Annotated in this window: 20 protein-coding genes; 9 read left to right on the top strand and 11 right to left on the bottom strand. The window is 67.7% G+C overall.

The window, feature by feature from the left end; translation table 11 throughout:
* Nucleotides 1–63 precede the first annotated feature (63 nt).
* The gene (locus ASD34_RS11455; protein ID WP_056577321.1) at nt 64–834 is read left to right on the top strand and encodes an SDR family oxidoreductase; all 771 of its coding nucleotides are present in this window, start codon (nt 64–66) and stop codon (nt 832–834) included.
* Between the two features lie 61 nt (nt 835–895).
* On the opposite strand, the gene ASD34_RS11450 is transcribed toward ASD34_RS11455, so the two are convergent.
* The 5 genes from ASD34_RS11450 to glyQ are packed head-to-tail and all read right to left on the bottom strand — an operon-like array spanning nt 896 to nt 6,348.
* Nucleotides 896–1,870: a M48 family metallopeptidase gene (locus tag ASD34_RS11450; RefSeq protein ID WP_414929872.1), complete on the bottom strand. Its 975-nt coding sequence runs from the start codon at nt 1,868–1,870 to the stop codon at nt 896–898.
* Nucleotides 1,871–1,896: 26 nt separating this feature from the next.
* Nucleotides 1,897–2,676 (bottom strand): lysophospholipid acyltransferase family protein, encoded by a 780-nt coding sequence (locus ASD34_RS11445; RefSeq protein WP_056577318.1) that lies wholly within the window; start codon nt 2,674–2,676, stop codon nt 1,897–1,899.
* The gene (gmhB, locus tag ASD34_RS11440; RefSeq protein ID WP_200937571.1) at nt 2,676–3,254 is read right to left on the bottom strand and encodes a D-glycero-beta-D-manno-heptose 1,7-bisphosphate 7-phosphatase; all 579 of its coding nucleotides are present in this window, start codon (nt 3,252–3,254) and stop codon (nt 2,676–2,678) included. Before gmhB ends, ASD34_RS11445 begins: the two co-directional genes overlap by 1 nt.
* A gap of 37 nt (nt 3,255–3,291) precedes the next feature.
* Complete coding sequence (glyS, locus tag ASD34_RS11435; protein ID WP_056577310.1) at nt 3,292–5,424, bottom strand: glycine--tRNA ligase subunit beta; 2,133 nt, start codon at nt 5,422–5,424, stop codon at nt 3,292–3,294.
* Nucleotides 5,425–5,439: 15 nt separating this feature from the next.
* A complete protein-coding gene (gene glyQ / locus ASD34_RS11430; RefSeq protein WP_056577308.1) occupies nt 5,440–6,348 on the bottom strand; it encodes a glycine--tRNA ligase subunit alpha in 909 nt (302 codons plus the stop codon).
* A 225-nt stretch (nt 6,349–6,573) separates the two neighbouring features.
* On the opposite strand from glyQ, the gene ASD34_RS11425 reads away from it, so the two are divergent.
* Genes ASD34_RS11425 through ASD34_RS11415 form a run of 3 tightly spaced genes read left to right on the top strand, consistent with a single transcriptional unit; the run spans nt 6,574 to nt 9,211 of the window.
* The gene (locus tag ASD34_RS11425; RefSeq protein WP_056577305.1) at nt 6,574–7,542 is read left to right on the top strand and encodes a diacylglycerol/lipid kinase family protein; all 969 of its coding nucleotides are present in this window, start codon (nt 6,574–6,576) and stop codon (nt 7,540–7,542) included.
* Nucleotides 7,539–8,366, top strand: coding sequence for a metallophosphoesterase family protein (locus ASD34_RS11420; protein WP_056577302.1), 828 nt, complete (start codon nt 7,539–7,541; stop codon nt 8,364–8,366). Before ASD34_RS11425 ends, ASD34_RS11420 begins: the two co-directional genes overlap by 4 nt.
* 50 nt (nt 8,367–8,416) lie before the next feature.
* Nucleotides 8,417–9,211, top strand: a complete 795-nt coding sequence (locus ASD34_RS11415) for a phosphatase PAP2 family protein (RefSeq protein ID WP_235510036.1) — start codon at nt 8,417–8,419, stop codon at nt 9,209–9,211.
* Between the two features lie 136 nt (nt 9,212–9,347).
* Here the strand turns inward: ASD34_RS11415 and ASD34_RS11410 are convergent, their stop codons facing one another.
* The 6 genes from ASD34_RS11410 to ASD34_RS11385 all read right to left on the bottom strand — a co-directional run bounded on the left by ASD34_RS11410 (nt 9,348) and on the right by ASD34_RS11385 (nt 15,712).
* Nucleotides 9,348–10,418 (bottom strand): asparaginase, encoded by a 1,071-nt coding sequence (locus tag ASD34_RS11410; RefSeq protein ID WP_056577299.1) that lies wholly within the window; start codon nt 10,416–10,418, stop codon nt 9,348–9,350.
* Nucleotides 10,419–10,529: 111 nt separating this feature from the next.
* Entirely contained in the window at nt 10,530–11,774 is a 1,245-nt protein-coding gene (gene chrA, locus ASD34_RS11405; RefSeq protein WP_082548583.1) for a chromate efflux transporter, read from the bottom strand.
* A 32-nt stretch (nt 11,775–11,806) separates the two neighbouring features.
* Nucleotides 11,807–13,432 carry an apolipoprotein N-acyltransferase gene (gene lnt, locus ASD34_RS11400; protein WP_056577292.1) on the bottom strand — a complete coding sequence of 542 codons (1,626 nt, stop codon included), beginning with the start codon at nt 13,430–13,432 and terminating at the stop codon, nt 11,807–11,809.
* Complete coding sequence (locus ASD34_RS11395; protein WP_056577289.1) at nt 13,432–14,310, bottom strand: HlyC/CorC family transporter; 879 nt, start codon at nt 14,308–14,310, stop codon at nt 13,432–13,434. The genes lnt and ASD34_RS11395 overlap by 1 nt, the downstream gene beginning before the upstream one ends.
* A gap of 90 nt (nt 14,311–14,400) precedes the next feature.
* Complete coding sequence (locus ASD34_RS11390) at nt 14,401–15,129, bottom strand: GNAT family N-acetyltransferase (protein ID WP_056577287.1); 729 nt, start codon at nt 15,127–15,129, stop codon at nt 14,401–14,403.
* 109 nt (nt 15,130–15,238) lie between these two features.
* The gene (locus tag ASD34_RS11385; RefSeq protein WP_056577284.1) at nt 15,239–15,712 is read right to left on the bottom strand and encodes an Lrp/AsnC family transcriptional regulator; all 474 of its coding nucleotides are present in this window, start codon (nt 15,710–15,712) and stop codon (nt 15,239–15,241) included.
* Between the two features lie 156 nt (nt 15,713–15,868).
* On the opposite strand from ASD34_RS11385, the gene hppD reads away from it, so the two are divergent.
* The 5 genes from hppD to ASD34_RS11360 form a co-directional block, all read left to right on the top strand.
* On the top strand, nt 15,869–16,996 hold the full coding sequence (gene hppD / locus ASD34_RS11380; RefSeq protein WP_056577281.1) for a 4-hydroxyphenylpyruvate dioxygenase: 1,128 nt from the start codon (nt 15,869–15,871) through the stop codon (nt 16,994–16,996).
* A gap of 29 nt (nt 16,997–17,025) precedes the next feature.
* A complete protein-coding gene (locus ASD34_RS11375; RefSeq protein WP_056577278.1) occupies nt 17,026–17,838 on the top strand; it encodes a transporter substrate-binding domain-containing protein in 813 nt (270 codons plus the stop codon).
* 20 nt (nt 17,839–17,858) lie between these two features.
* Nucleotides 17,859–18,743 (top strand): phenylalanine 4-monooxygenase, encoded by an 885-nt coding sequence (gene phhA, locus ASD34_RS11370; protein ID WP_056577273.1) that lies wholly within the window; start codon nt 17,859–17,861, stop codon nt 18,741–18,743.
* Between the two features lie 127 nt (nt 18,744–18,870).
* A complete protein-coding gene (locus ASD34_RS11365) occupies nt 18,871–20,562 on the top strand; it encodes an AMP-binding protein (RefSeq protein WP_056577270.1) in 1,692 nt (563 codons plus the stop codon).
* A partial coding sequence (locus ASD34_RS11360; protein ID WP_235510035.1) for an MBL fold metallo-hydrolase occupies nt 20,555–21,326 on the top strand: 772 nt, incomplete at its 3' end. The genes ASD34_RS11365 and ASD34_RS11360, both read left to right, overlap by 8 nt.

Raw genomic sequence — 21,326 nt, 5'->3', positions numbered from 1 at the left:
CACTAAGCTTTCTCCTGACGGGAATCGACTTTCCCTTTTTCACCATCCAGGAGACAAACGCACATGGACACCACCCAACTCTTCTCGCTGAAGGGCCGCAGCGCCCTGATCACCGGCGGCTCGCGCGGCATCGGCCGCATGATTGCCGAGGGCTTCCTGGCGCAGGGCGCGCGCGTGTACATCTCGGCGCGCAAGGCTGCGGCGTGCGATCAGACGGCGAAGGAGCTGTCGGCTTTGGGGCATTGCGTGTCGCTGCCGGCTGATGTGTCGACTGTGGAAGGGGCGCAGGCGCTGGTCGATGCTTATGCGAAGCATGAAGGGTCGCTCGATATCCTGGTCAACAACGCGGGGGCTGCCTGGGGGGCGCCTTATGACGAGTTTCCGGAGAGTGGATGGGACAAGGTGGTTGATCTGAACCTCAAGACGCCCTTCTTTTTGACCAAGGCGCTGACGCCGATGCTCAAGAAGGCGGCGACGGATCATCTGTCGAAGGTGATCAACATCGCTTCCATCGACGGGATTTCCGTGAATCCGCAGGAGACGTACTCCTATGCGGCCAGCAAGGCGGGGTTGATTCAGTTGACGCGGCGGATGGCGCTGCGGTTGGCGCAGGATCGGATCGTGGTCAGTGCGATTGCTCCGGGGGCGTTTGCTTCGGATATGAACAAGGATGCGCGGGATCACGGGGATGAGGTCAAGGGACGGATTCCTGCTGGGCGCATTGGTACTCCCGAAGATATGGCTGGTGCCGCTATCTACCTGGCCTCTCGGGCTGGGGACTATGTGATGGGGTCTACGCTTGTGGTGGACGGGGGCGTTACGCACGCTCGCTGATCTTCTTGAGTTCCGAGGCCGGGTCTCGGTCCGGCCCCGGGAAGCAAACAAACAAACAAACTCAGCCCCACCGAGGCACAGCCTCATCCTTCAACTGCTGCCTCAGCACCCCATAGTCAGGCACAACGCTTTCAACGGTCTCCCAGAACCGATGCGAATGGTCCATCACCCGCAGATGCGCCAACTCATGCGCCACCACATAGTCGATCACCGGCAGGCGAAAGTGAATCAACCGCCAGTTCAGTCGAATCGACCCATCCGCGCTCGCACTCCCCCACCGCGTGGCAGCGTTGGAGAGCGACAGCTTCTGCCATGACACCCCAAGCAGCGGCGCAAAGTGATCCAGTCGCTCGATGAACAGCTTGCGCGCCTGCCGCATCAGCCAGGCCTGCGCCGCATCCCGAATCTGCGAAGGCGCCGCGTTCTGCGCCACCGCCAGCCGCAGCGTCCGCGGGCCACCGCCTTCGACAGCGGGGTCGAGCGTGCCGCCAACGCTCGCGAAACCGTGCTTCGGATCGAGCCGGATCACCACCGGCTCCCCCAGAAAAGGAAACTCCGCCCCGTCTTTCCAGGCAATCCGCGTGGCCTCGACGCGTGCATTGCGTTGCTGCGTCTCGGCCAGCTTGCGCAGGATCCAGTCGGCCTTCTCGCGCACCGCCGCATCGACGTCGCGCAGCGTGACCCACCGCGGCGCACGCACCGACAGGCCTTCGGCACCGACAAGAAAGCCGATCGTCTTGCGCTGCCCGCGCTTGAACTCGTAGGCCACACGCGCCGACCCCAGCACCGCTTCGCGCGTGGCCTGCGGATGCGTGAAATTCGCCAGCGTCAGCGTGTCGGCCAGCGGCACGGCAGGTCGCGGATCCACAGGTCCGACAGGTGAAGGCGTGACAGCCACCGCCGGCGTGGGCGCAGGCGGCACGGGCGCCTTCTTCCTCGGGCGCCGCGGCGGAGCCGCAACAGCTGGCGCCGGCGGCGCGAACTCGCTCCCCAGCCCCTCGAAGAGGTCCATCGTGAACTGCAGCATTCCCCGCATGTCGGGCCCGGTCTGAGGCTGGTGCGTCAGCCCGCTTCGCGCGGCAACGTCTGCTGCGGCTGCGCCGGGCTGTCGCTGTAGGCCTCGGGGTCGAGGCGGCGCATCTCGGCCTCGATCCAGGCTTCGACTTCACGCATCAGCTCATCGGGCTTGCGGCCCACGCTCGAAATCGCCGGGCCGATCGACACGTCGACCACGCCGGGTCGCTTGATGAACGCCTTGCGCGGCCAGACCTTGGCCGAGGTGACGGCGATCGGAATCACAGGCACGCCGGTTTCGCAGGCCAGGCGCGTGCCACCGCTCTTGTAGGTGCCCTTCTGGCCGCGCGGAATGCGCGTGCCTTCGGGGAACATGATGATCCAGATGCCCTGCGCGAGCAGCTTGCGGCCCTGGCTCACGACCTTGTTGAAGGCCTGCGCGCGCTGGCTGCGGTCGATGTGGATCATGTCCAGCCGCGCCATCGCCCAGCCGAAGAAGGGCACGTAGATCAGTTCCTTCTTGAACACGTAGGCCAGCGGATGCGGCATCAGCGTGGGCATGAGGAAGGTTTCGAACGTGGACTGGTGCTTGACCAGCAGCACGGCGCCCGCGAGCTTGTCGGTGGGCAGGTTCTCCATGCCGGTCACGCGCGTGCGGATGCCCATGATGACGCGCGCACCGTCGACCGCCCAGCCGAGCCAGCGCGCGGCCATCCAGTACAGCGGAATGCCGCGCTTCCAGAGCGAGCTGACGCACATGATGATGCCCCAGGGCACCACGGTGACAAGCATCCACAGGGCGTGGAGAACGGAACGGATCAACGCCATCAGACAGCCACCTGCAGTGCAGCCCGCGCTTCGCGCGCGAGCAGAAAGTCGACAAAGGCGGCGAGGTCGTCATGCACCCTCGTGTCCGCCGGATATTCGGGAGGCAGCGGGTCGATCCCGCGGCAGGCCGCGCCCATGCCGGTGAGCAGCAGGTGCGGTTCGCAGCCGGCGGACGCGCCGGCCTGCAGGTCGCGCAGGCTGTCGCCTGCGGTCGGCACGCCCTTCAGGTCGATGCCGAAGCGGTCGCCGATCTGGAGGAACAGTCCGTCCTTGGGCTTGCGGCAGTCGCAGCCTTCGTCGGGGCTGTGCGGGCAATAGAACACCGCATCCACCTTGCCGCCCACGGCCGCGAGCATCTTGTGCATCTTGGCGTGCATGGCATTGAGCGAGGCCATGTCGAACAGCCCGCGGCCCAGGCCCGACTGGTTCGACGCGATCACCACATGCCAGCCCGCATGGTTGAGCCGCGCCACGGCCTCGAGCGCCCCCGGCAGCGGCGTCCACTCGATGTCGCTCTTGACGAAATCTTCGCGGTGCACATTGATCGTGCCGTTGCGGTCGAGGATGACGAGTTTCATGGAAGAACCGCTCCTGGTGGAGGGATGGGGCATGGGGTCAGGCAGCCAACCGCTCGAGCTGCGCCACGCGGTTCATCGCGGCATGCAGCGACATCAGCAGGCCCAGGCGGTTCAGCCGCAGGTCGGCCTGTTCGGCGTTCACCATCACGTCCGTGAAGAACGCATCGACCGGCTCGCGCAGCGCGGCCAGCGTCTGCAGTGAGCCGGTGTAGTCGCCGGCATCGAACTGGGCGTTGGCGGCGGGCACGACCTGCGCCATGGCGGCGTGCAGCGCCTTCTCGGCGGGCTCCTTCAGCAGCAGCGCGCTGACGTGGGCATCGGCCTCGGGCGCCTTCTTCAGGATGTTGCCGATGCGCTTGTTGGCAGCAGCCAGTGCGGCGGCGGCGGGCAATGCGGCGAAGGCGCGCACGGCGGCCAGCAGCTTGGGCACTTCGCCCAGGCGCTGCGGCAACGGCGCCAGCACGGCGTCGACTTCCTGCGCGCTGGCGCCCTGCTCGCGCAGGCTGCCGGCGAGGCGATCGAGGATGAAATCGCGCAGCTCGACCGTGGCCTTGCTGCTGTCGAAACCGTCGATGGCGCTGAACTGCGCGGCGGCGTCCTGCAGCAGGGCGTCGAGTCCCAGCGCGAGGTCTTTCTCGATCAGCATGCGGATCACGCCCAGTGCATGGCGGCGCAGCGCGAACGGGTCGCGGTCGCCGGTGGGCAGGTTGCCGATGCCGAACATGCCGACCAGCGTTTCGAGCTTGTCGGCCAGTGCGACCACGAGGCCGACGCTGTTGCGCGGCAGCTCGTCGCCGGCGAAGCGCGGTTTGTAGTGGTCTTCGATGGCGTCGGCCACGGCGGCATCGAGCCCGTCGTGCAGCGCGTAGTAGCGGCCCATCGTGCCCTGCAGCTCGGGGAACTCGCCGACCATGTCGGTCACGAGGTCGGCTTTGGCCAGTTGGGCAGCCTGGGTCGCCTGCGCGGCCAGCGTCGCATCGCCGAGTTTCTCGGCGATGCCGCGCGCGATGTGCATCACGCGCTGCACGCGTTCGCCCTGCGTGCCGAGCTTGTTGTGATAGACCACCTTGCCCAGCGACTCGACGCGCGAGGCCAGCGACTTCTTGCGGTCCTGGTCGAAGAAGAACTTGGCGTCGGCCAGGCGCGGGCGCACGACGCGCTCGTTGCCTTCGATGACCGCGCTCGCGTCGTCGGGGCTGATGTTGCTGACGACGAGGAACTTGTTGGTCAGTTTGCTCGACGCGTCGAGCAGCGGAAAGTACTTCTGGTTGGCCTTCATCGTGAGGATGAGGCACTCCTGCGGCACTTCGAGGAACTCCGGCTCGAAGCTGCAGACCAGCACGTTGGGACGTTCGACCAGCGCCGTGACTTCATCGAGCAGCGCGTCGTCGTGGATCGGCACCGAGCCGCCGCCGACCTTGACCGCGGCCGCCGCGAGCTGGCGTGCGATTTCGGCGCGGCGCGCCTCGAAGCTGGCGATGACGGCGCCATCGTCCTGCAGCTGCAGCGCGTAGCTGTTGGCGTCGCGCAGCACCACGGGATCGACGGCCGCCTCGAAGCGGTGGCCGTGCGTCTCGCGGCCGGCCTTCAGGCCCAGCGCCTCGATGGGCACCACGGCATCGGCATGCAGCGCCACGAGCCCGTGCGCGGGACGCACGAAGCTCACGCTGCTCCAGCCGGGCAACTCGCAGCCGGTCTCGAGCTGGTAGCTCATCACCTTCGGGATCGGCAGCTTGGCGATGGCTTCGGCCAGTGCCTTCTGCAGGCCTTCGGCCAGCGTCGCGCCCTTGGCGGTGCTTTCGTAGAACAGGGCTTCGGCCTTGCCGTCCATGGCGCGCTTGAGGCCCGGCACGGCCGAGGCGTCGGCGCCGAGCGCGGCCAGGCGCTTGAGCAGCGCGGGCGTGGGCTGACCAGAGGCATCGAGCCCCACGGCCACGGGCATGAGCTTTTGCGACACGGCCTTATCGGCGGCGCGCTCGGCCACGTGGGTGAGGTGCGCGGCCAGGCGGCGCGGCGACGCGTAGGGCGTGAGCACCGAGCCGGCCTCGGCCAGGCCTTGCGCCACGAGCTGGTCGCGCAGCACGCCGGCAAAGGCCTCGCCGAGCTTCTTCAGCGCCTTGGGCGGCAGCTCTTCGACAAACAGTTCGACCAGGAGGGAGTTCTTGTTCATGGGGGTCGTCATCGCTCAGGCGGCTTTCTTCGGGGGCATCTGCGCCACCCATTCACGCGGGGCCATCGGGAAGCCCAGGCGTTCGCGGCTGTCGTAGTAGCTCTGCGCCACGCTGCGCGCGAGGTTGCGGATGCGGCCGATGTAGGCCGCGCGCTCGGTCACGCTGATGGCACCGCGCGCGTCGAGCAGGTTGAAACTGTGGGCGGCCTTGAGCACCTGCTCGTAGGCCGGCAGCGCGAGCTGCTCGGTCATGAGGTGCTTGGCCTGCTTCTCGTGTGCGTTGAAGGCGGTGAACAGGAACTCGGCGTCGCTGTGCTCGAAGTTGTAGGTCGACTGCTCGACCTCGTTCTGCTTGTAGACGTCGCCGTAGCTCAGGCCGTCGGTCCACGTGAGGTTGTAGACGTTGTCCACGCCTTGCAGGTACATGGCCAGGCGTTCCAGGCCGTAGGTGATTTCGCCGGTGATGGGCTTGCAGTCGATGCCGCCGACCTGCTGGAAGTAGGTGAACTGCGTCACTTCCATGCCGTTGAGCCAGACCTCCCAGCCCAGGCCCCAGGCGCCGAGCGTGGGGTTCTCCCAGTCGTCTTCCACGAAGCGGATGTCGTTCTTCTTCAGGTCGAAGCCCAGGGCTTCCAGGCTGCCAAGGTAGAGCTCCAGGATGTTGCTGGGCGCGGGCTTGAGCACGACCTGGTACTGGTAGTAGTGCTGCAGGCGGTTGGGGTTCTCGCCGTAGCGGCCGTCCTTGGGGCGGCGGCTGGGCTGCACGTAGGCGGCCTTCCAGGGCTCGGGGCCGAGCGCGCGCAGGAAGGTGGCGGTGTGCGAGGTGCCTGCGCCCACTTCCATGTCGTACGGTTGCAGCAGCGCGCAGCCTTTGTCGGCCCAGTACGACTGCAGTTTGAGAATGATTTGCTGGAAGGTCAACATGAAGCTGGCCGGCGTCGGGGGCCGGACATTGGACGGGACGGTGGCGCGGCACAGGCCGCGAAAGGCGACGATTTTACGGTCGCGGGAGGGCAACTCTCCCACAGCCGCTCGGGATGCCGACTACCCCGGCGGCCCGTGCGGCCGTGGGACAAAGCCGAGCCCCGCGCTCTTTTGCGTTTCCCGCCGCTTTCGGCACTTTCCTGCGCTTTCCCCCTCTCTCACTGCATGGCACCGCCCCACATCGGCCCCGACGCTCCTTTTTTCATCGTGCTCAATGCCGGCTCCGGTAGCGAAGACGCCGCCCAGGCCCGGCAGGTCATCGACGAAGCCTTCGAGGCGGACGGCCGTCGGCACCGCGTGTTCCTCGTGGACGGCCCCGGCCGCGTGCAGGCGCTGGCCCGCGAAGCGGTCGAACGCGCCCGGGCCGTGGGCGGCGTGGTGGTGGCCGCGGGCGGCGACGGCACCATCAACGCCGTGGCCCAGGCCACACTCGGCAGCGGCTGCCCTTTCGGCGTGCTACCGCAGGGCACCTTCAACTATTTCAGCCGCACCCATGGCATTCCGCGCGACACGACGCAGGCACTGCAGGTGCTGCTCACGCAGCAACCCCGGCCCGTGCAGGTGGGGCTGGTGAACGACCGCGTGTTCCTGGTCAACGCCAGCATGGGCCTGTACGCCGACCTGCTGGAAGAACGCGAAAGCCATAAGGCGCGCTTCGGCCGCCACCGCTGGATCGCCTTCTACTCGGGGCTGCTGACGGTGTTGCGCGGGCGCCATCGCCACTGGCAGCTGCGCATCGCCTCGCACGGCCACGAGCGCGACATCCGCACGCCCACGCTCTTCGTGGGCAACAACCCGCTGCAGCTGATGCAGGCGGGCGTCGACCACGCCGAGGCGCCCGAGCAGGGCCGGCTGACCGCCGTGGCGCTCAAGCCGGTCGGCCTGCTGGCGATGCCGGGGCTGCTGGTGCGCGGCGCGCTCGGGCGGCTGGGCGATGCCGACGAGGTGCTGAGCTTTCCGTTCGAGTCGATGACCGTGAAGACCGGCCGGCTGCGCACGCCGCGCCGCGTGAAGATCGCGACCGACGGCGAGATCGACTGGGTCGACATGCCGCTGCTGTTCCGCGTGGCGCCCGACCCGCTGTGGCTGGTGCGGCCCGACAGCGCGCCCGAGCTGGAGGCGGCGCGGCCATGAGCTGCCTGCTGCAAGTGTCCGACCCGCACTTCGGCACCGAGCAGCCCGACGTGTTGCAGGCGCTCGAACGCCTGGCACATGCGCTGGCACCGCAGGCGGTGCTGCTGTCGGGCGACATCACGCAGCGCGCCACGCGCCGCCAGTTCGCGGCGGCGCGCGCCTTCGCCGACCGGCTCGCGGCGCCGGTGGTCGCGATTCCGGGCAACCACGACATCCCGCTGTTCCAGCTGGCGGCGCGCGCCTTCTCCCCCTATGGCCGCTACACGGCAGCCTTCGGGCCGGACCTGGAGCCGGTGTTCGCCTGCGACGACTGGCTGGTGGTCACGGTCAACACCACGCGCTGGTACCGGCACGAAGATGGCGAGGTGTCGCCGGCGCAGGTCGAACGCGTCGCGGCGCGGCTGGCACAGGCTTCGCCCCGGCAGGTGCGCGTGGTCGTGACGCACCAGCCGGTGCTGGTAACGCGGCCCGAAGACCGGCAGAACCGCCTGCACGGGCGCGAGGCGGCGGTGGCGCGCTGGACGGCGGCGGGCGCCGACCTGATCGTCGGCGGCCACATCCACCTGCCTTTCGTGCGCCCACTGGACGAGCGCTTTCCGGGCTGCCCGCCCACGGCCTGGGCGGTACAGGCCGGCACCGCCGTGTCGACGCGCGTGCGTTGGGACGCGCCCAATTCGGTGAACGTGCTGCGCACGGAAGCGTCCGTCGACGGCGCGCAGCGCGTCTGCGTGGTCGAACGCTGGGACCATTCCGCAGCCGACAAGGCCTTCATGCCCGTCGACTTATTGCGGCTTCCGCTTGCCAGCCGCACGGCAGGCCCTTAGGGTTGCGCCGCATGCCTCCTGCGGACACCCTCCTTCCTTCTTCCTCCCCTTTGGTTCTTCTTGCACAACAGCTGGGCGAGCACGCCCTGGCCTGGTTCGCGCTCGTGCTGGCCGTGTCGATGCTCGGCGCCGGCCTCGCCTGCCGGATGCTGCAACGGCGCCATTCGTTGCCCGACACCGGCGAGCCCGATGAATCGCGCCTGGCGCTCGGCCTGGGCCTGGGTTTCGTGCTGATCCTTGCGGCCGCGGCGCTGGTCGCGTGGATCGCCTCGCACCTGGGCGACGGCCGCACCATGGGCCGCGCCGACCAGGCGCTGGCCGACGCCATCGCTGCCCATGTGCCGTGGGGCGCGCTCGTGAGCTTCAGCTGGCTCACGCACCTGGGCGATGCGCAACTGCTCGCGCCCGTGTGCGTGGTGGTTGCGCTGCTGCTGTGGCGCAACGCACACCGCGGGCTGGCGCTGGGCTGGGTGATCGCGCTCGGCGGCATCGTGGTGCTGAATCCCGCGCTCAAGCACATCTTTGCGCGCGCCCGGCCGGTGCACGACCACAGGCTGGCGCTGGAGACGAGCTTCAGCTTTCCGAGCGGCCACAGCGCCGGCGCCATCGTGAGCTACGGGATGCTGCTGTACCTGGCGCTGCGGCTGCTGCCGGCGCGCTGGCATGTGCCGGCCGCCCTGGCCACGGCGGCGGCTATCGTCACCATCGCCTGCAGCCGGATCTTCCTGCAGGTGCACTTCGCGAGCGATGTCGCGGCCGGCTTGCTGACCGGCCTGGGCTGGCTGCTGGTGTGCGTGAGCAGCCTCGAATACGCAAGGCATCGCAAGGAACGCGCGCTGCGCTAAAAAACAAAAAACCCGCCGAGCGCAGCCCAGGCGGGTCTTCCAGAAACACCGTGGAACCGGCTCTGCCGGGCCACAGGTGTTGCCCCCGGAAGGGGGAAGGCGCGCGCGACACGAAGTGCGCGAAGCCTGGGGAGAGTCAATACTCCCAGAAGATGCGCTGCAGTTCCTTGGTGTTGTTCGTCTTCGTGAGAGCGACCATCGCCAGGATGCGCGCCTTCTGCGGGCGCAGGTCGTGCGCCACCACCCAGTCGTACTTGTCGTCGGGCTGCTCGGCATTGCGGATCACGAAGCCGTCGGGCACGCGCGAGCTGCGGATGACGATCACGCCGTCGCTGCGCGCCTTCTGCAGGTTCGGCACGATGCGATCGGCCACCGAGCCGTTGCCCGTGCCGCCGTGGATCAGCGCCTTGGCGCCGCTCTTGGCGATGGCGTCGATGGCGATCGACGACACGCCTTCGTAACCCATCGCGATCTCGACCGGCGGCAGCGCGGTGATGCTGTCGATGTCGAACTCCGAGTTCATGGTGTGGCGCTTGACCGGCGCGCGGAACCAGTAGTTCTTGCCCTCGACGATCATGCCCAGCGGGCCCCACTGGCTGGAGAACGCGCTGGTCTTGATGTTGACGTTCTTGCTCACGTCGCGGCCGGTGTCGATGTTGTCGCCCATCGTCACGAGCACGCCCTTGCCCATGGCGTCCTTGCTGCCTGCCACGTTCACGGCGTCATACAGGTTGAGCGCGCCGTCGGCCGACAGCGCCGTGCCCGGGCGCATCGAGCCGACCACCACGATCGGCTTGTTGGTGTGCACGGTCAGCGTCAGGAAGTAGGCGGTTTCTTCCAGCGTGTCGGTGCCGTGGGTGATGACGATGCCGTCCACGTCCGACTGCTTGGACAGCGCCGAGACGCGCTTGGCCAGCGTCAGCAGGTTGTCGTTGGTGAGGCTTTCCGATGCGACCTGGAACACCTGCTCGCCACGCACGTTGGCGGCCTTGGACAGCTCGGGCAGGCCGGCGATCAGCTTCTCGACGCCGACCTTGGCGGCCGCATAGGTGGCGCTGTTGACGGCCGAGGCGCCGGCGCCGGCGATGGTGCCGCCAGTGGCCAGGATCACCACGTTGGGCAGCGCCTGCTGGGCCTGCGCGAGCGCGCTGGCCGCGAGCAATGCGGCACCGGCCGCGAAGGCACGGAAATGGATAGGAAAGTACATACGGACTCCTTGGTTTGAAGATGATTTCTCGAGGCGGCGAGGAAGATACATGAACCATGCCCGCGTGCAGGGCCGCTGCATGCCGGCATGGCATGCGGTCATGCGCCGACCTTAGAGGGCCAGCAGCCAGCCAGCGACGGCCGCGAGCCCGACGACCCACACCGGCGACATCCGCGCGTAGACCAGCAGCCCGAACGCCGCCAGCGCGAGTCCGAAGTCGGCCTTCGAGTGGATGGCACTCGTCCACACCGGGTCGTAGAGCGCGGCGAGCAGCACGCCGACGACCGCCGCATTCACGCCCGCCATCGCGCGCTGGACGCCGTCGCGCTGGCGCAGCGTTTCCCAGAACGGCAGCGCGCCGGCCACCAGCAGGAAGGCCGGCAGGAAGATGGCCAGCAGCAACGCGACGCCGCCGGCCCAGCCACCGAACGGCCCCGGCATGGCGGCGCCGAGGAAAGCGGCGAACGTGAACAACGGCCCCGGCACGGCCTGGGCCGCGCCGTAGCCGGCCAGGAACACGTCGTTCGTGACGAGGCCCGGGGGCACCACACTGGCCTGCAACAGCGGCAGCACGACGTGGCCGCCGCCGAACACCAACGCACCCGATTGATAGAAGGAGGCGATGACGGACAGCGGCTGCCACGGTGTTGCCGCAGCCAGCATCGGCAGCGCGACGAGCAGCACGGCGAACAGGCCCAGCAGCGCAGCACCGGTCGACTTGCGCACGCCGTGGTCGCGGTGCTGCGCGGCGGGAAGAGCGCCGAGCTGCAGCGCCCACCGGCCGACGACGCCACCGGCGACGATGGCGGCGATCTGTCCGACAGCCGAGGGCACCGCGAGCACCAGCAGCGCCGAGGCGATGGCCACGCCCGCGCGCAACCGGTCGGGGCACAGCGACTTCGCCATGCCCCACACCGCCTGCGCGACGACCGCCACCGCGACGACCTTCAGCCCGTGCACCGCGCCCGATTGGGCGAGACCCGCCCACTGCGTGACACCGGCCGCAAAGAGGATGAGCGCCACGGCGGACGGCAGCGTGAACCCGAGCCACGCCGCCAGTGCGCCGCCCCAACCCGCGCGGCCGATCCCCAGGGCAATGCCGACCTGGCTGCTCGCAGGTCCAGGCAAGAACTGGCACAGCGCCACGAGGTCGGAATAACTCTTGTCGTCGAGCCACTTGCGGCGCTCGACGAACTCCGCGCGGAAGTAGCCCAGGTGCGCCACCGGTCCACCGAAAGATGTCAGGCCCAGCGCGAGAAAAGCGAGGAAGACTTCGAGCACCGGCCCTCTGGCGCGGAGGGTGCCCGCATCGTCAGCGACAGGGGACGCGGCGGGCTTGGCGCGGTGGTGCTTCATGGACGGCTCCGAATGCGCATCCGCTGCGCGGTTCAGCCCCGGTCCCGCTGGGGGCGGAAGAAGACTGCGCCGAGCGCGACGATCGCGAGCGCCGCGACCCACAGCGGCCACAGGCCGAACGGCGCCACCCAGCGCGCGAAGGGCGTGAGCCCGCGACGGCCTTCGACCGGCGCTTCGAGCACGCCGCGCGTGAGGCGCGGCAACTCGTGCGTGACGCGGCCCGCGGCGTCGATCACCACGGTGGCGCCGGTGTTGGTGGCGCGCACCATCGGCCGCGCAAACTCGAGCGCGCGCATGCGCGAGATGGCCAGGTGCTGGTCGATGGCGACCGAATCGCCGAACCAGGCGATGTTGCTGACATTGAGCAGGATGGTCGGCGCCGTGGCCTCGTCGCGGAAGTTCGCGCCGATCTCGTCGCCGAACAGGTCTTCGTAGCAGATGTTGGGCGCGATGCGCTGGCCCTGCCAGACGAAGGGCGCCTGCGCGAGCCCGCCGCGCTCGAAGTCGCCCAGCGGAATGCTCATCATGCGGATGAACCAGCGAAAGCCCGGCGGGATGAATTCGCCGAAGGGCACGAGGTGGTGCTTGCTGTAGGCGTAAGGCTGGGTCGCGCCGGGCTGGAAGCCCAGCACGGCGTTGCGGTACGTGCCGGGCCCGTCGCCGAGCGGCAGGCCCACGATCGCGGCTTGCTGCGCGCCCGGCTGGGCGTAGCGTTCCTGGATGGCGTCGAGATAACCGACGGGCAGCTGGCGCGGCAGCAGCGGCAGCGCGGTTTCGGGCGTGACCACGAGCTGGGCCTTGGCATCGCGCAGCTGCTCGGCATACCAGCGCAAGGCGGTTTCGATGCCGCCGCCCGGAATGAATTTCTCGTCCTGCGGGATGTTGCCCTGCAGCAGCGCGACCTGCAGCGTGCCGGCAGTACCCTGCGCGCCGCGCGCGTCGGCGGGCAGCGGCGAGACCAGATTGGGCAGCACGAAGACCGCGGCGAGCAGCACCGCGGCCAGCGCCGTCGGCACAGCACCGCGCAGCGGCAGGCGCCGCGCGACCAGCGCCACGACCAGTGCCGCCGCGGCGCCGATGCCGTACACGCCGACCCACGGCGCCAGCGCAGCCAGCGGGCCGTCGACATGGGCATAACCGCCTGCGCCCCAGGGAAAGCCGGTGAACCAGCTGCCGCGCACAAGCTCGGCCAGCGTCCACAGTGCCGCGAACAGGCAGGCGCCGGCGATGCGCCCCGCCGGCCCGCGCACCACGAACCAAGCGCAGGCCACGGCGTAGTAGAGCCCGAGCGCCGCGGCCAGCGCGAGCACGGCAATCACCGCCAGCGGCGCCGGCAGCCCGCCGTAGGTGTGCATCGAGATGAAGAGCCACCAGAAGCTGCCGGTGAGCCAGGCGGTCGCGAACACCCAGCCGTGCAGGCCGGCGCGGCGCCAGCCCGCGCCCTGCGCGCGCAGGCCATCGAGCAGCCAGACCAGCCCGGCCAGCGACAGCAGTTGCAGCCACCACAACGGGCGGCCGTCACCGGGCCATGCGATCGACAACGCCTGTGCCACACCCGCCAGGCCGGAGCCGAGCAGGCGCAGGAAACCGCTGGTGGCGGAGGAAGGGGAGGAAGAAGGCGAGACGCGGGCTGGGGCCGCTGCTGCGGGCGCCGGCATCAGTCGGCCGCGTCGCCGCCGCGCGCCGGCGACACCCGGAACCAGCGCACCGCGCCGCCCTTGGTGTGCAGCACGACGAAGTCGAAGCCGCCGATGGCGTGGTGCTCGCCGCGCTTGGGCACGTGGCCCATCTCGTGCGCGATGAGCCCGCCGATGGTGTCGAAGTCTTCGCTCAGCTGTTCTTCGTTGAAGACGATGCCGAAGGCCTCGGCCACGCGCTCGATGGGCGTGTCGCCCGAGACGCGGTAGGTGTGGTCGGCCAGGCCGAAGATGTCGCCCTCGTCTTCGGCGATGTCGAACTCGTCCTCGATCTCGCCGACGATCTGCTCGAGCACGTCTTCGATGGTGATGAGGCCGGCCACGCGGCCAAACTCGTCGATGACGATGGCCAGGTGGTTGCGGTTGCCGCGGAACTCGCGCAGCAGGTCGTTCAGGCCCTTGCTCTCGGGCACGAAGGTGGCCGGCCGCAGCAAGGCGCGGATGTTCAGCCCCGGCGCTCGCTGCAGCTTGAGCAGATCTTTCGCGAGCAGGATGCCGATGATGTTTTCTTTTTCGCCCTCGTAGACCGGAAAGCGCGAGTGCGCGGTCTGGATCACCGAGTGCAGCAGCGCGTCGAAAGGCGCGTCGATGTTCACGAGGTCCATGCGCGGGGCGGCGACCATCACGTCGCCGGCCGTCATGTCGGCCATGCGCAGCACGCCTTCGAGCATCACGCGCGATTCGGCGCCGATCACCTCGTTGTCCTCGGCGTCGGCCAAGGTTTCGATCAGCTCGTCGCGCGAATCGGGACCGGGGTGGATGAATTCGGCGAGCTTCTGGAGAAAGCCACGCTTGTCTTCCCGTTCAACGGGAACGCGTTCAGGGTGAGGGTCGGCCACTGCGGGAGGGCGAAGTTGAAGAAAGGCAAGGATAACGGATTGCGCATGACAGGCTCTACCGTGCGGCCGGCATCGGCCGGCCCTGCCCGCTCAAGGTGCAGATTTGCTGCGCGCGTCGCGCATGCCGCTGCGCACTTCCTGCAGGCTGCCGAGGAAGGCCCAGAACTGCTTGGCCCGGCTCTTGAGCGCGAAATCGACGGCGGCGTAGTGCTCCAGCGCGATCTCGCTCATGCGGCTGTCGAAGGTGGCGGTGGGCAGTTGCAGGTGCGCCTCCGACTCCGAGCCGCTGCGCACCACGGTGGCGCCGGCGTTGCGGGCGATCTTGAGCATGGCGGCGTTTTCGCTCAGCGCATGGATGAAGAGCATGCCCACGCCTTCGTTGCGCGCGGCGACCACGGCGCGCTCGAACAGGCGCGCACCGTAGCCGCGGCCGCGGGCGTGCGATGAGACGGACACGCCGAACTCGGCGCAGTCGCTGTGCTGGTCGTCGGGCGCGTAGGCCACGTGCGCCATCGCGATCAGGTCGAGGCGGCGGTTGTAGATGCCGAACAGTTCATCACGGTCGAAGTCCAAGCCTTCGACATAGCGCAGGACCTGTTCGTCGGCCGCGGCATAGCCGAAGCGCAGGTAGCGGTCGTGCGGCGTCAGGTCCAGCAGGTGGCGCGCGATGCGTTCGCGTTCGCGCGGGCCGATCGAGCGGATCGGCACCATGACGGGTGGTGGCGCGCTGACGGCGCGCGGTTGCGCCTCAACCATCGGCGCCTTCAGGAAAGAGCCGAGGCCGAGAGACGCTTTGAGGAGGGTCTTGGCGGTAAGCATGGCTCCAATGTAAGGGTTTTCCCTTAATCACCAAGCCCGCAAGGACACTTTCTGGACGCATTCGTGACTCGATACCAGAGTCCGTGGTGTATACGCAACCAATTTGTGGTTAAACGGGCACAGATGTTGTGGCTTTGACACGATCGAGCACAAAGCTGGTCTTGCAGTCTTCGACGCTGGGGTGCTTCAGCAGGGTGTCCATGATGAAGCGGCTGTAGTGCGCCATGTCGGCCACCACCACGCGCAGCAGGTAGTCCATGTCGCCAGTGAGGGCCGCGCACTCGACCACCTCGGGCCAGGTCTGCACGCTGGCGCGGAACAGGTCCATGGGGTTGCGCTTGTGGGTTTCGGTGTGCTTTTCGAGCCGCACGTTCAGGTAGGCCGTAAGGCCCAGGCCGACCGCCTCGGGCTGGACCAGGGCCACGTAGCGGTCGATGACCTTGTGCTCCTCGAGCCGCTTGACCCGACGCAGCACGGCGCTGGGCGACAGGCTGACCTGCTCCGCGATCTGGTCGTAGGTGGCGCGGCCATCTGCTTGCAGCGTGCGCAGAATGAGCCGATCAATCTTGTCGAGTGCTTCCATTTCATCATTTTTGCAGTTTTATTGCGTCATGGCCACCAACAGCGCCCAGAAACGCAGAAAACCTGAACGCCTTCCGACCTACAGTGCTGCACGGCCCGGACACGGGCCTTTGTTTTACTTCCTGCACAACCTTCCCCACTTCCGGAGACCAGACCCATGAGCCTCGCCGACGCCCCCGCCTTCACGCCCTGGGAGAACCCGATGGGCACCGACGGCTTCGAATTCATCGAATACGCGGCACCCGATCCGGTCGCCATGGGCAAGGTGTTCGAGCGCATGGGCTTCGTGGCCATCGCCAAGCATCGCCACAAGAACGTGCTGCTGTATCGCCAGGGCACGATCAACTTCATCCTGAACGCCGAACCCGATTCGTTCGCGCAGCGCTTTGCGCGCGAGCACGGCCCGAGCGTGTGCGCCATCGCCTTTCGCGTGCAGGACGCCAAGCAGGCCTACGAGCGCGCCACTGCGCTGGGCGCCTGGGGCTTCGCCGACAAGGCCGGCCCGGGCGAGCTGAACATCCCCGCCATCAAGGGCATCGGCGACAGCCTGATCTACCTGGTGGACCGCTGGCCGGGCAAGAACGGCGCGCAGCCGGGCGACATCGGCAACATCGGCTTCTACGACGTGGACTTCGAGGCGCTGCCGGGCGTGTCGTCGCAGGAGGCGCTGGCGCGCAGGGGCAATGGCCTGACCTACATCGACCACCTGACGCACAACGTGTACCGCGGCCGCATGGACGTGTGGGCCAACTTCTACGAGAAGCTCTTCAACTTCCGCGAGGTGAAGTACTTCGACATCGAAGGCCAGGTGACCGGCGTGAAGAGCAAGGCCATGACCAGCCCCTGCGGCAAGATCCGCATCCCGATCAACGAAGAAGGCAAGGAACAGGCCGGCCAGATCCAGGAGTACCTGGACATGTACAAGGGCGAGGGCATCCAGCACATCGCCATGGGCTCGGACGACCTGTACGCCAGCGTCGACGCGCTGCGCGCCAATGGCGTGACGCTGCTGGACACCATCGACACCTACTACGAGCTGATCGACAAGCGCATTCCCGGGCACGGCGAAAGCGTGGCTGAGCTGAAGAAGCGCAAGATCCTGATCGACGGCAAGAAGGACGCGCTGCTGCTGCAGATCTTCAGCGAGAACCAGTTGGGCCCGATCTTCTTCGAGTTCATCCAGCGCAAGGGCGACGACGGCTTCGGCAACGGCAACTTCAAGGCGCTGTTCGAAAGCATCGAGCTCGACCAGATGCGCCGCGGCGTGCTGAGCGCCGCAAAATAAGGCGCTTCATCACTGCCCTGGAGCCCGGCATGCGCCACGCGTCTTCTTCGACTGTCGTCACTTCCTTCGTCGCGGCAGCCGCCGCTGCGGTCGTGCTCTCGGGCTGCGCCTCGGCGCCGCCCACGGCCGGCCCCGGCGCCTCGCATCTGGACACGGTGCAGAAGGCGGCCGTTCTGCGCATCTGCACGCCGGGCGACTACCGGCCCTTCAGCTTCCAGAAGGCCGACGCCTCGTTCGAAGGCATCGACGTCGACCTGATGGCCAGCTTCAGCGCCAGCCTCGGCGCGAAGCCGGAGTGGATCAAGACGACCTGGGCCAACCTGCTGCCCGACCTGGTCGGCGGCAAGTGCGACATCGCCGTGGGCGGCGTGTCGGTGACCACCGAGCGCCAGAAGCGTGCCTTCTTCAGCGCGCCCTACATGGTCAACGGCAAGACGCCCATTGCGCGCTGCGCCGACGTGGCCAAGTACCAGAGCGTGGCGGCCATCGACCAGCCGTCGACCCGCGTGATCTTCAACCCGGGCGGCAGCAACGAACGCTTCGCCCGCACCCACTTCAAGCAGGCCAGGCTCACGCTGCACGGCGAGAACGTCACGATCTTCGACGAGATCCTGGCCAACCGCGCTGACGTGTTCGTCACCGAATCGGCCGAGGCCATCACGCAGCAGAAGCTCAAGCCCGGGCTGTGCGCGGTGAACCCCGACAAGCCGCTGCAGTACGGCGAGATGGCCTGGATGCTGCCGCGCGACGACGTGGCCTTCAAATCGTATGTCGACCAATGGCTGCACCTGCAGCAAGCCGGCGGCGACTTCCAGCGCGTGATGGACCGCTGGCTCAAGTAACCCGAGAAACCGAACGCCCCATGGATTCCCCCGCCGCCGTTGTCACTCCCGCCGTCTACGGCGCATCCGATCGCCCGCCGCGCGGCGACTATTCGCGCGGCGGTTCGGTGCAGGCCGACTACACCTGCCCGCAGGACTGGGCCAGCTACACGGCGGCCGACCACGACACCTACAAGCGGCTGTACGAACGCCAGGCCGCGCAGTTGTCAGGCCTGGCCTGCGACGCCTTCATCCGCGCGTTGCCGCTGCTCGGCGTGAAGGACCGCATCCCGCGCTTCGAGGAACTCAATGAGCGCCTGCACCGCGCCACCGGCTGGGAGATCGTGGCGGTGCCGGGGCTGATTCCCGAGCTGCCCTTCTTCACGCTGCTGGCGAACCGCAAGTTCCCCGTCACCGACTGGATCCGCAAGCCCGAAGAGTTCGACTACATCGTCGAGCCCGACGTGTTCCACGACCTGTTCGGCCATGTGCCGATGCTGTTCGACCCAACCTTCGCCGACTACGTGCAGCGCTACGGCCAGGGCGGCATGAAGGCGCACGAACTCGGTGCCGGCGAGAAGCTGGCGCGCCTGTATTGGTACACGGTCGAATTCGGCCTGATCCGCCAGCCCGAGGGCCTGCGCGCGTACGGCGCCGGCATCCTGAGTTCGGTCGGCGAGCTACAGCACGCCGTGCGCAGCCCCGAGCCGCATCGCCTGCCGCTCGACCTGCCGCTCGACCTGCTGCGCACCATGCGCACGCAGTACAAGATCGACACCTACCAGGCCAACTACTTCGTGATCGAGAACTTCGCGCAGCTCTTCGATCTCACGGCGCCCGACTTCACGCCGCTGTACCGCGCACTTGAAGTGGAGCCCGACATCCCGGCCGGCGTGCTGCTGCCGGGCGAATCAGGCAACGCCTGACCGCACCTGTGTGACTCGGGCGTGCACGGCGGCTATCGCCTGCGCGACATCCGGCATGCGCCCCTAGGACAAGCCCGCTGGCGGGTGGGAGGCATTGGCTCCCACAATCCGCGCCAAAGGAGCTTGCATGCAGACATCCGCGCAACAGAGCTATCCGGCCGGCGTGCCGCACGAGATTCACCCGGAGCAGTACCGCTCCCTGCCTCACATGTTCGACGAGGCCTTCGGCCGCTACAAGGACCGGCCGTTCTCGGTCTGCATGGAGCGGTGGATGTCGTACGGCGAGCTCGACACGCTCTCGAAGGCGCTGGGTGCCTGGCTGCAGTCGCAGGGCCTCGAGCCCGGCGCGCGCGTCGCGATCATGCTGCCCAACGTGCCGCAGTTCGCGGTCACGATGTGCGCCGTGCTGCGCGCCGGCTACACCTGCGTCAACGTCAATCCGCTCTACACGGCGCGCGAACTGGAGCACCAGCTCAAGGACTCCGGCGCCACGGCCATCGTCATCCTCGAGAACTTTGCCGCCACGCTCGAGCAGGTGATCGAACGCACGCCGGTCAAGCATGTGGTGATGACCGCGATGGGAGACCTGCTCGGCGGGCTGTACGGCACGTGGATCACGCTGGCCGTGCGCCATCTGGCCAAGATGGTGCCGGCCTACAAGCTGCCCTTGAGCGACGGTCGCACGGTCACGCCGTTCAAGCAGGCGATTGCCGGAGGCGGGGGGCGCACGCTCGGGCCCGACCAGAGCACGCTCGATTCCATCGCCTTCCTGCAGTACACGGGCGGCACCACCGGTTTGTCGAAGGGCGCGGTGCTGACCCACCGCAACATCGTGGCCGCAACGCTGCAGGCCGAAGCGTGGTTCACGCCGGCGCTGGCGCGGGCTGGCGACCTGGCGAAGGTCAACAGCATCGCGGCGCTGCCGCTGTATCACATCTTCGCGCTGACGCTGTGCCTGCTGGTGATCCGCCAAGGCTCGCACATGACGCTGATTCCGAATCCGCGCGACTTCAACAAGTTCGTCGCGGTGCTGAAGAAACGGCCCTTTCACATGCTGCCGGCCGTGAACACTTTGTTCAACGCGCTGCTGATGCACCCGGAGTTCAAGGCAGTCGACTTCTCCACGCTGTTTGTCTCGCAGGCCGGTGGCATGGCCGCTTCCGAAGGCACGGCGCGCAAGTGGTTCGAGGCGACCGGCTGTCCGATGATCGAAGGCTGGGGCATGAGCGAAACCTGCGCGATCGGCACGAACAACCCGGTGACGAACACGAAGTTCACGGGCACCATCGGATTGCCGTTGCCGAGCATTGAGATCGCGATCATGGACGATGAAGGCCAATCGCTGCCGATCGGCCAGGCGGGCGAGCTGTGCATCAAGGGCCCGAACGTGATGACCGGCTACTACAACCAACCCGCCGAGACGGCGGCGGCCTTCACGGCCGACGGTTTCATGCGCACCGGCGACATCGCCGTGATGCAGGAAGACGGCTACAGCCGGATCGTCGACCGCAAGAAGGACATGATCCTCGTGAGCGGCTTCAACGTGTTCCCCAACGAACTGGAGAACGTGATCTCGCTGTGCCCGGGGGTGGTCGAATGCGCGGCCGTGGGCGTGCCGGACGAGAAGCAGGGCGAAGCCATCAAGGTCTTCGTGGTCCGCAAGGACCCGACGTTGACGGAAGACGCCGTGCTCCAGTACTGCAACGGACAGCTCACCGGCTACAAGCGCCCGAAGCACATCGAGTTCCGCGAGTCGCTGCCCAAGACCAACGTGGGGAAAATCCTGCGGCGCGAGCTGCGCACCCGCGCCGGTGCCTGAGCGCGTGGGGCGCCGCCGCGGGGAAGCCAGCGCCGGGCTGCCGGCGAATGTCGTCGTGTTCGAGCGGGGCTGGCTGTCGTCGAACAACGTCCTCTTCGTCGGAGCCGAGGAAGCGGCGCTGGTCGACACCGGGTACGCCACGCATGCCGACCAGACGCTGGCGCTGGTGGCGTCCGTGCTGGGAGAGCGCCCACTCGATCGGGTGCTGAACACGCATCTGCACAGCGATCACTGTGGGGGTAACGCGGCTTTGCAGCGGCGTTACCCATCACTGCGGACGGACATTCCGCCTGGTGAGGCGCCGCTGATCGAGCGGTGGGATGCGCAAGGTCTGAGTTTTCTTGCGACAGGGCAGACTTGCCCGCGCTTTGCCTTCACCGGACTGCTTGAGCCGGGCACAGAATGCCTGTTGGGAGACGTCGCGTGGCAGGTGCATGGCGCCCCGGGTCACGATCCGCACTCAGTGATCCTGTTCGACCCGGTGTCACGAACCCTGATTTCCGCGGATGCGCTGTGGGAAAACGGGTTCGGCATCGCCTTTCCTGAATTGATGGGCGAGCCGTCGTTCGGAGACATCGCGGCGACGCTTGATCTGATCGAGAAGTTGGCGCCGTTGCATGTGATTCCAGGTCACGGCGGGGTCTTCGCTGGGGTTGATCAGTCTTTGCTGAGGGCGCGCAAGCGTTTAGCTGGCATGGAGCGAGACCCGGTGAAGCACGCGCGGCATGCGATGAAGGTGTTGATGAAGTTCAAGCTGCTGGAGT

It is taken from the genome of Variovorax sp. Root473 (assembly GCF_001426505.1).
In the GTDB taxonomy this organism is placed as follows: domain Bacteria; phylum Pseudomonadota; class Gammaproteobacteria; order Burkholderiales; family Burkholderiaceae_C; genus Variovorax.
Note: the sequence above shows the minus strand (reverse complement) of the source record. Positions and strands in the feature narration are given on the sequence as shown.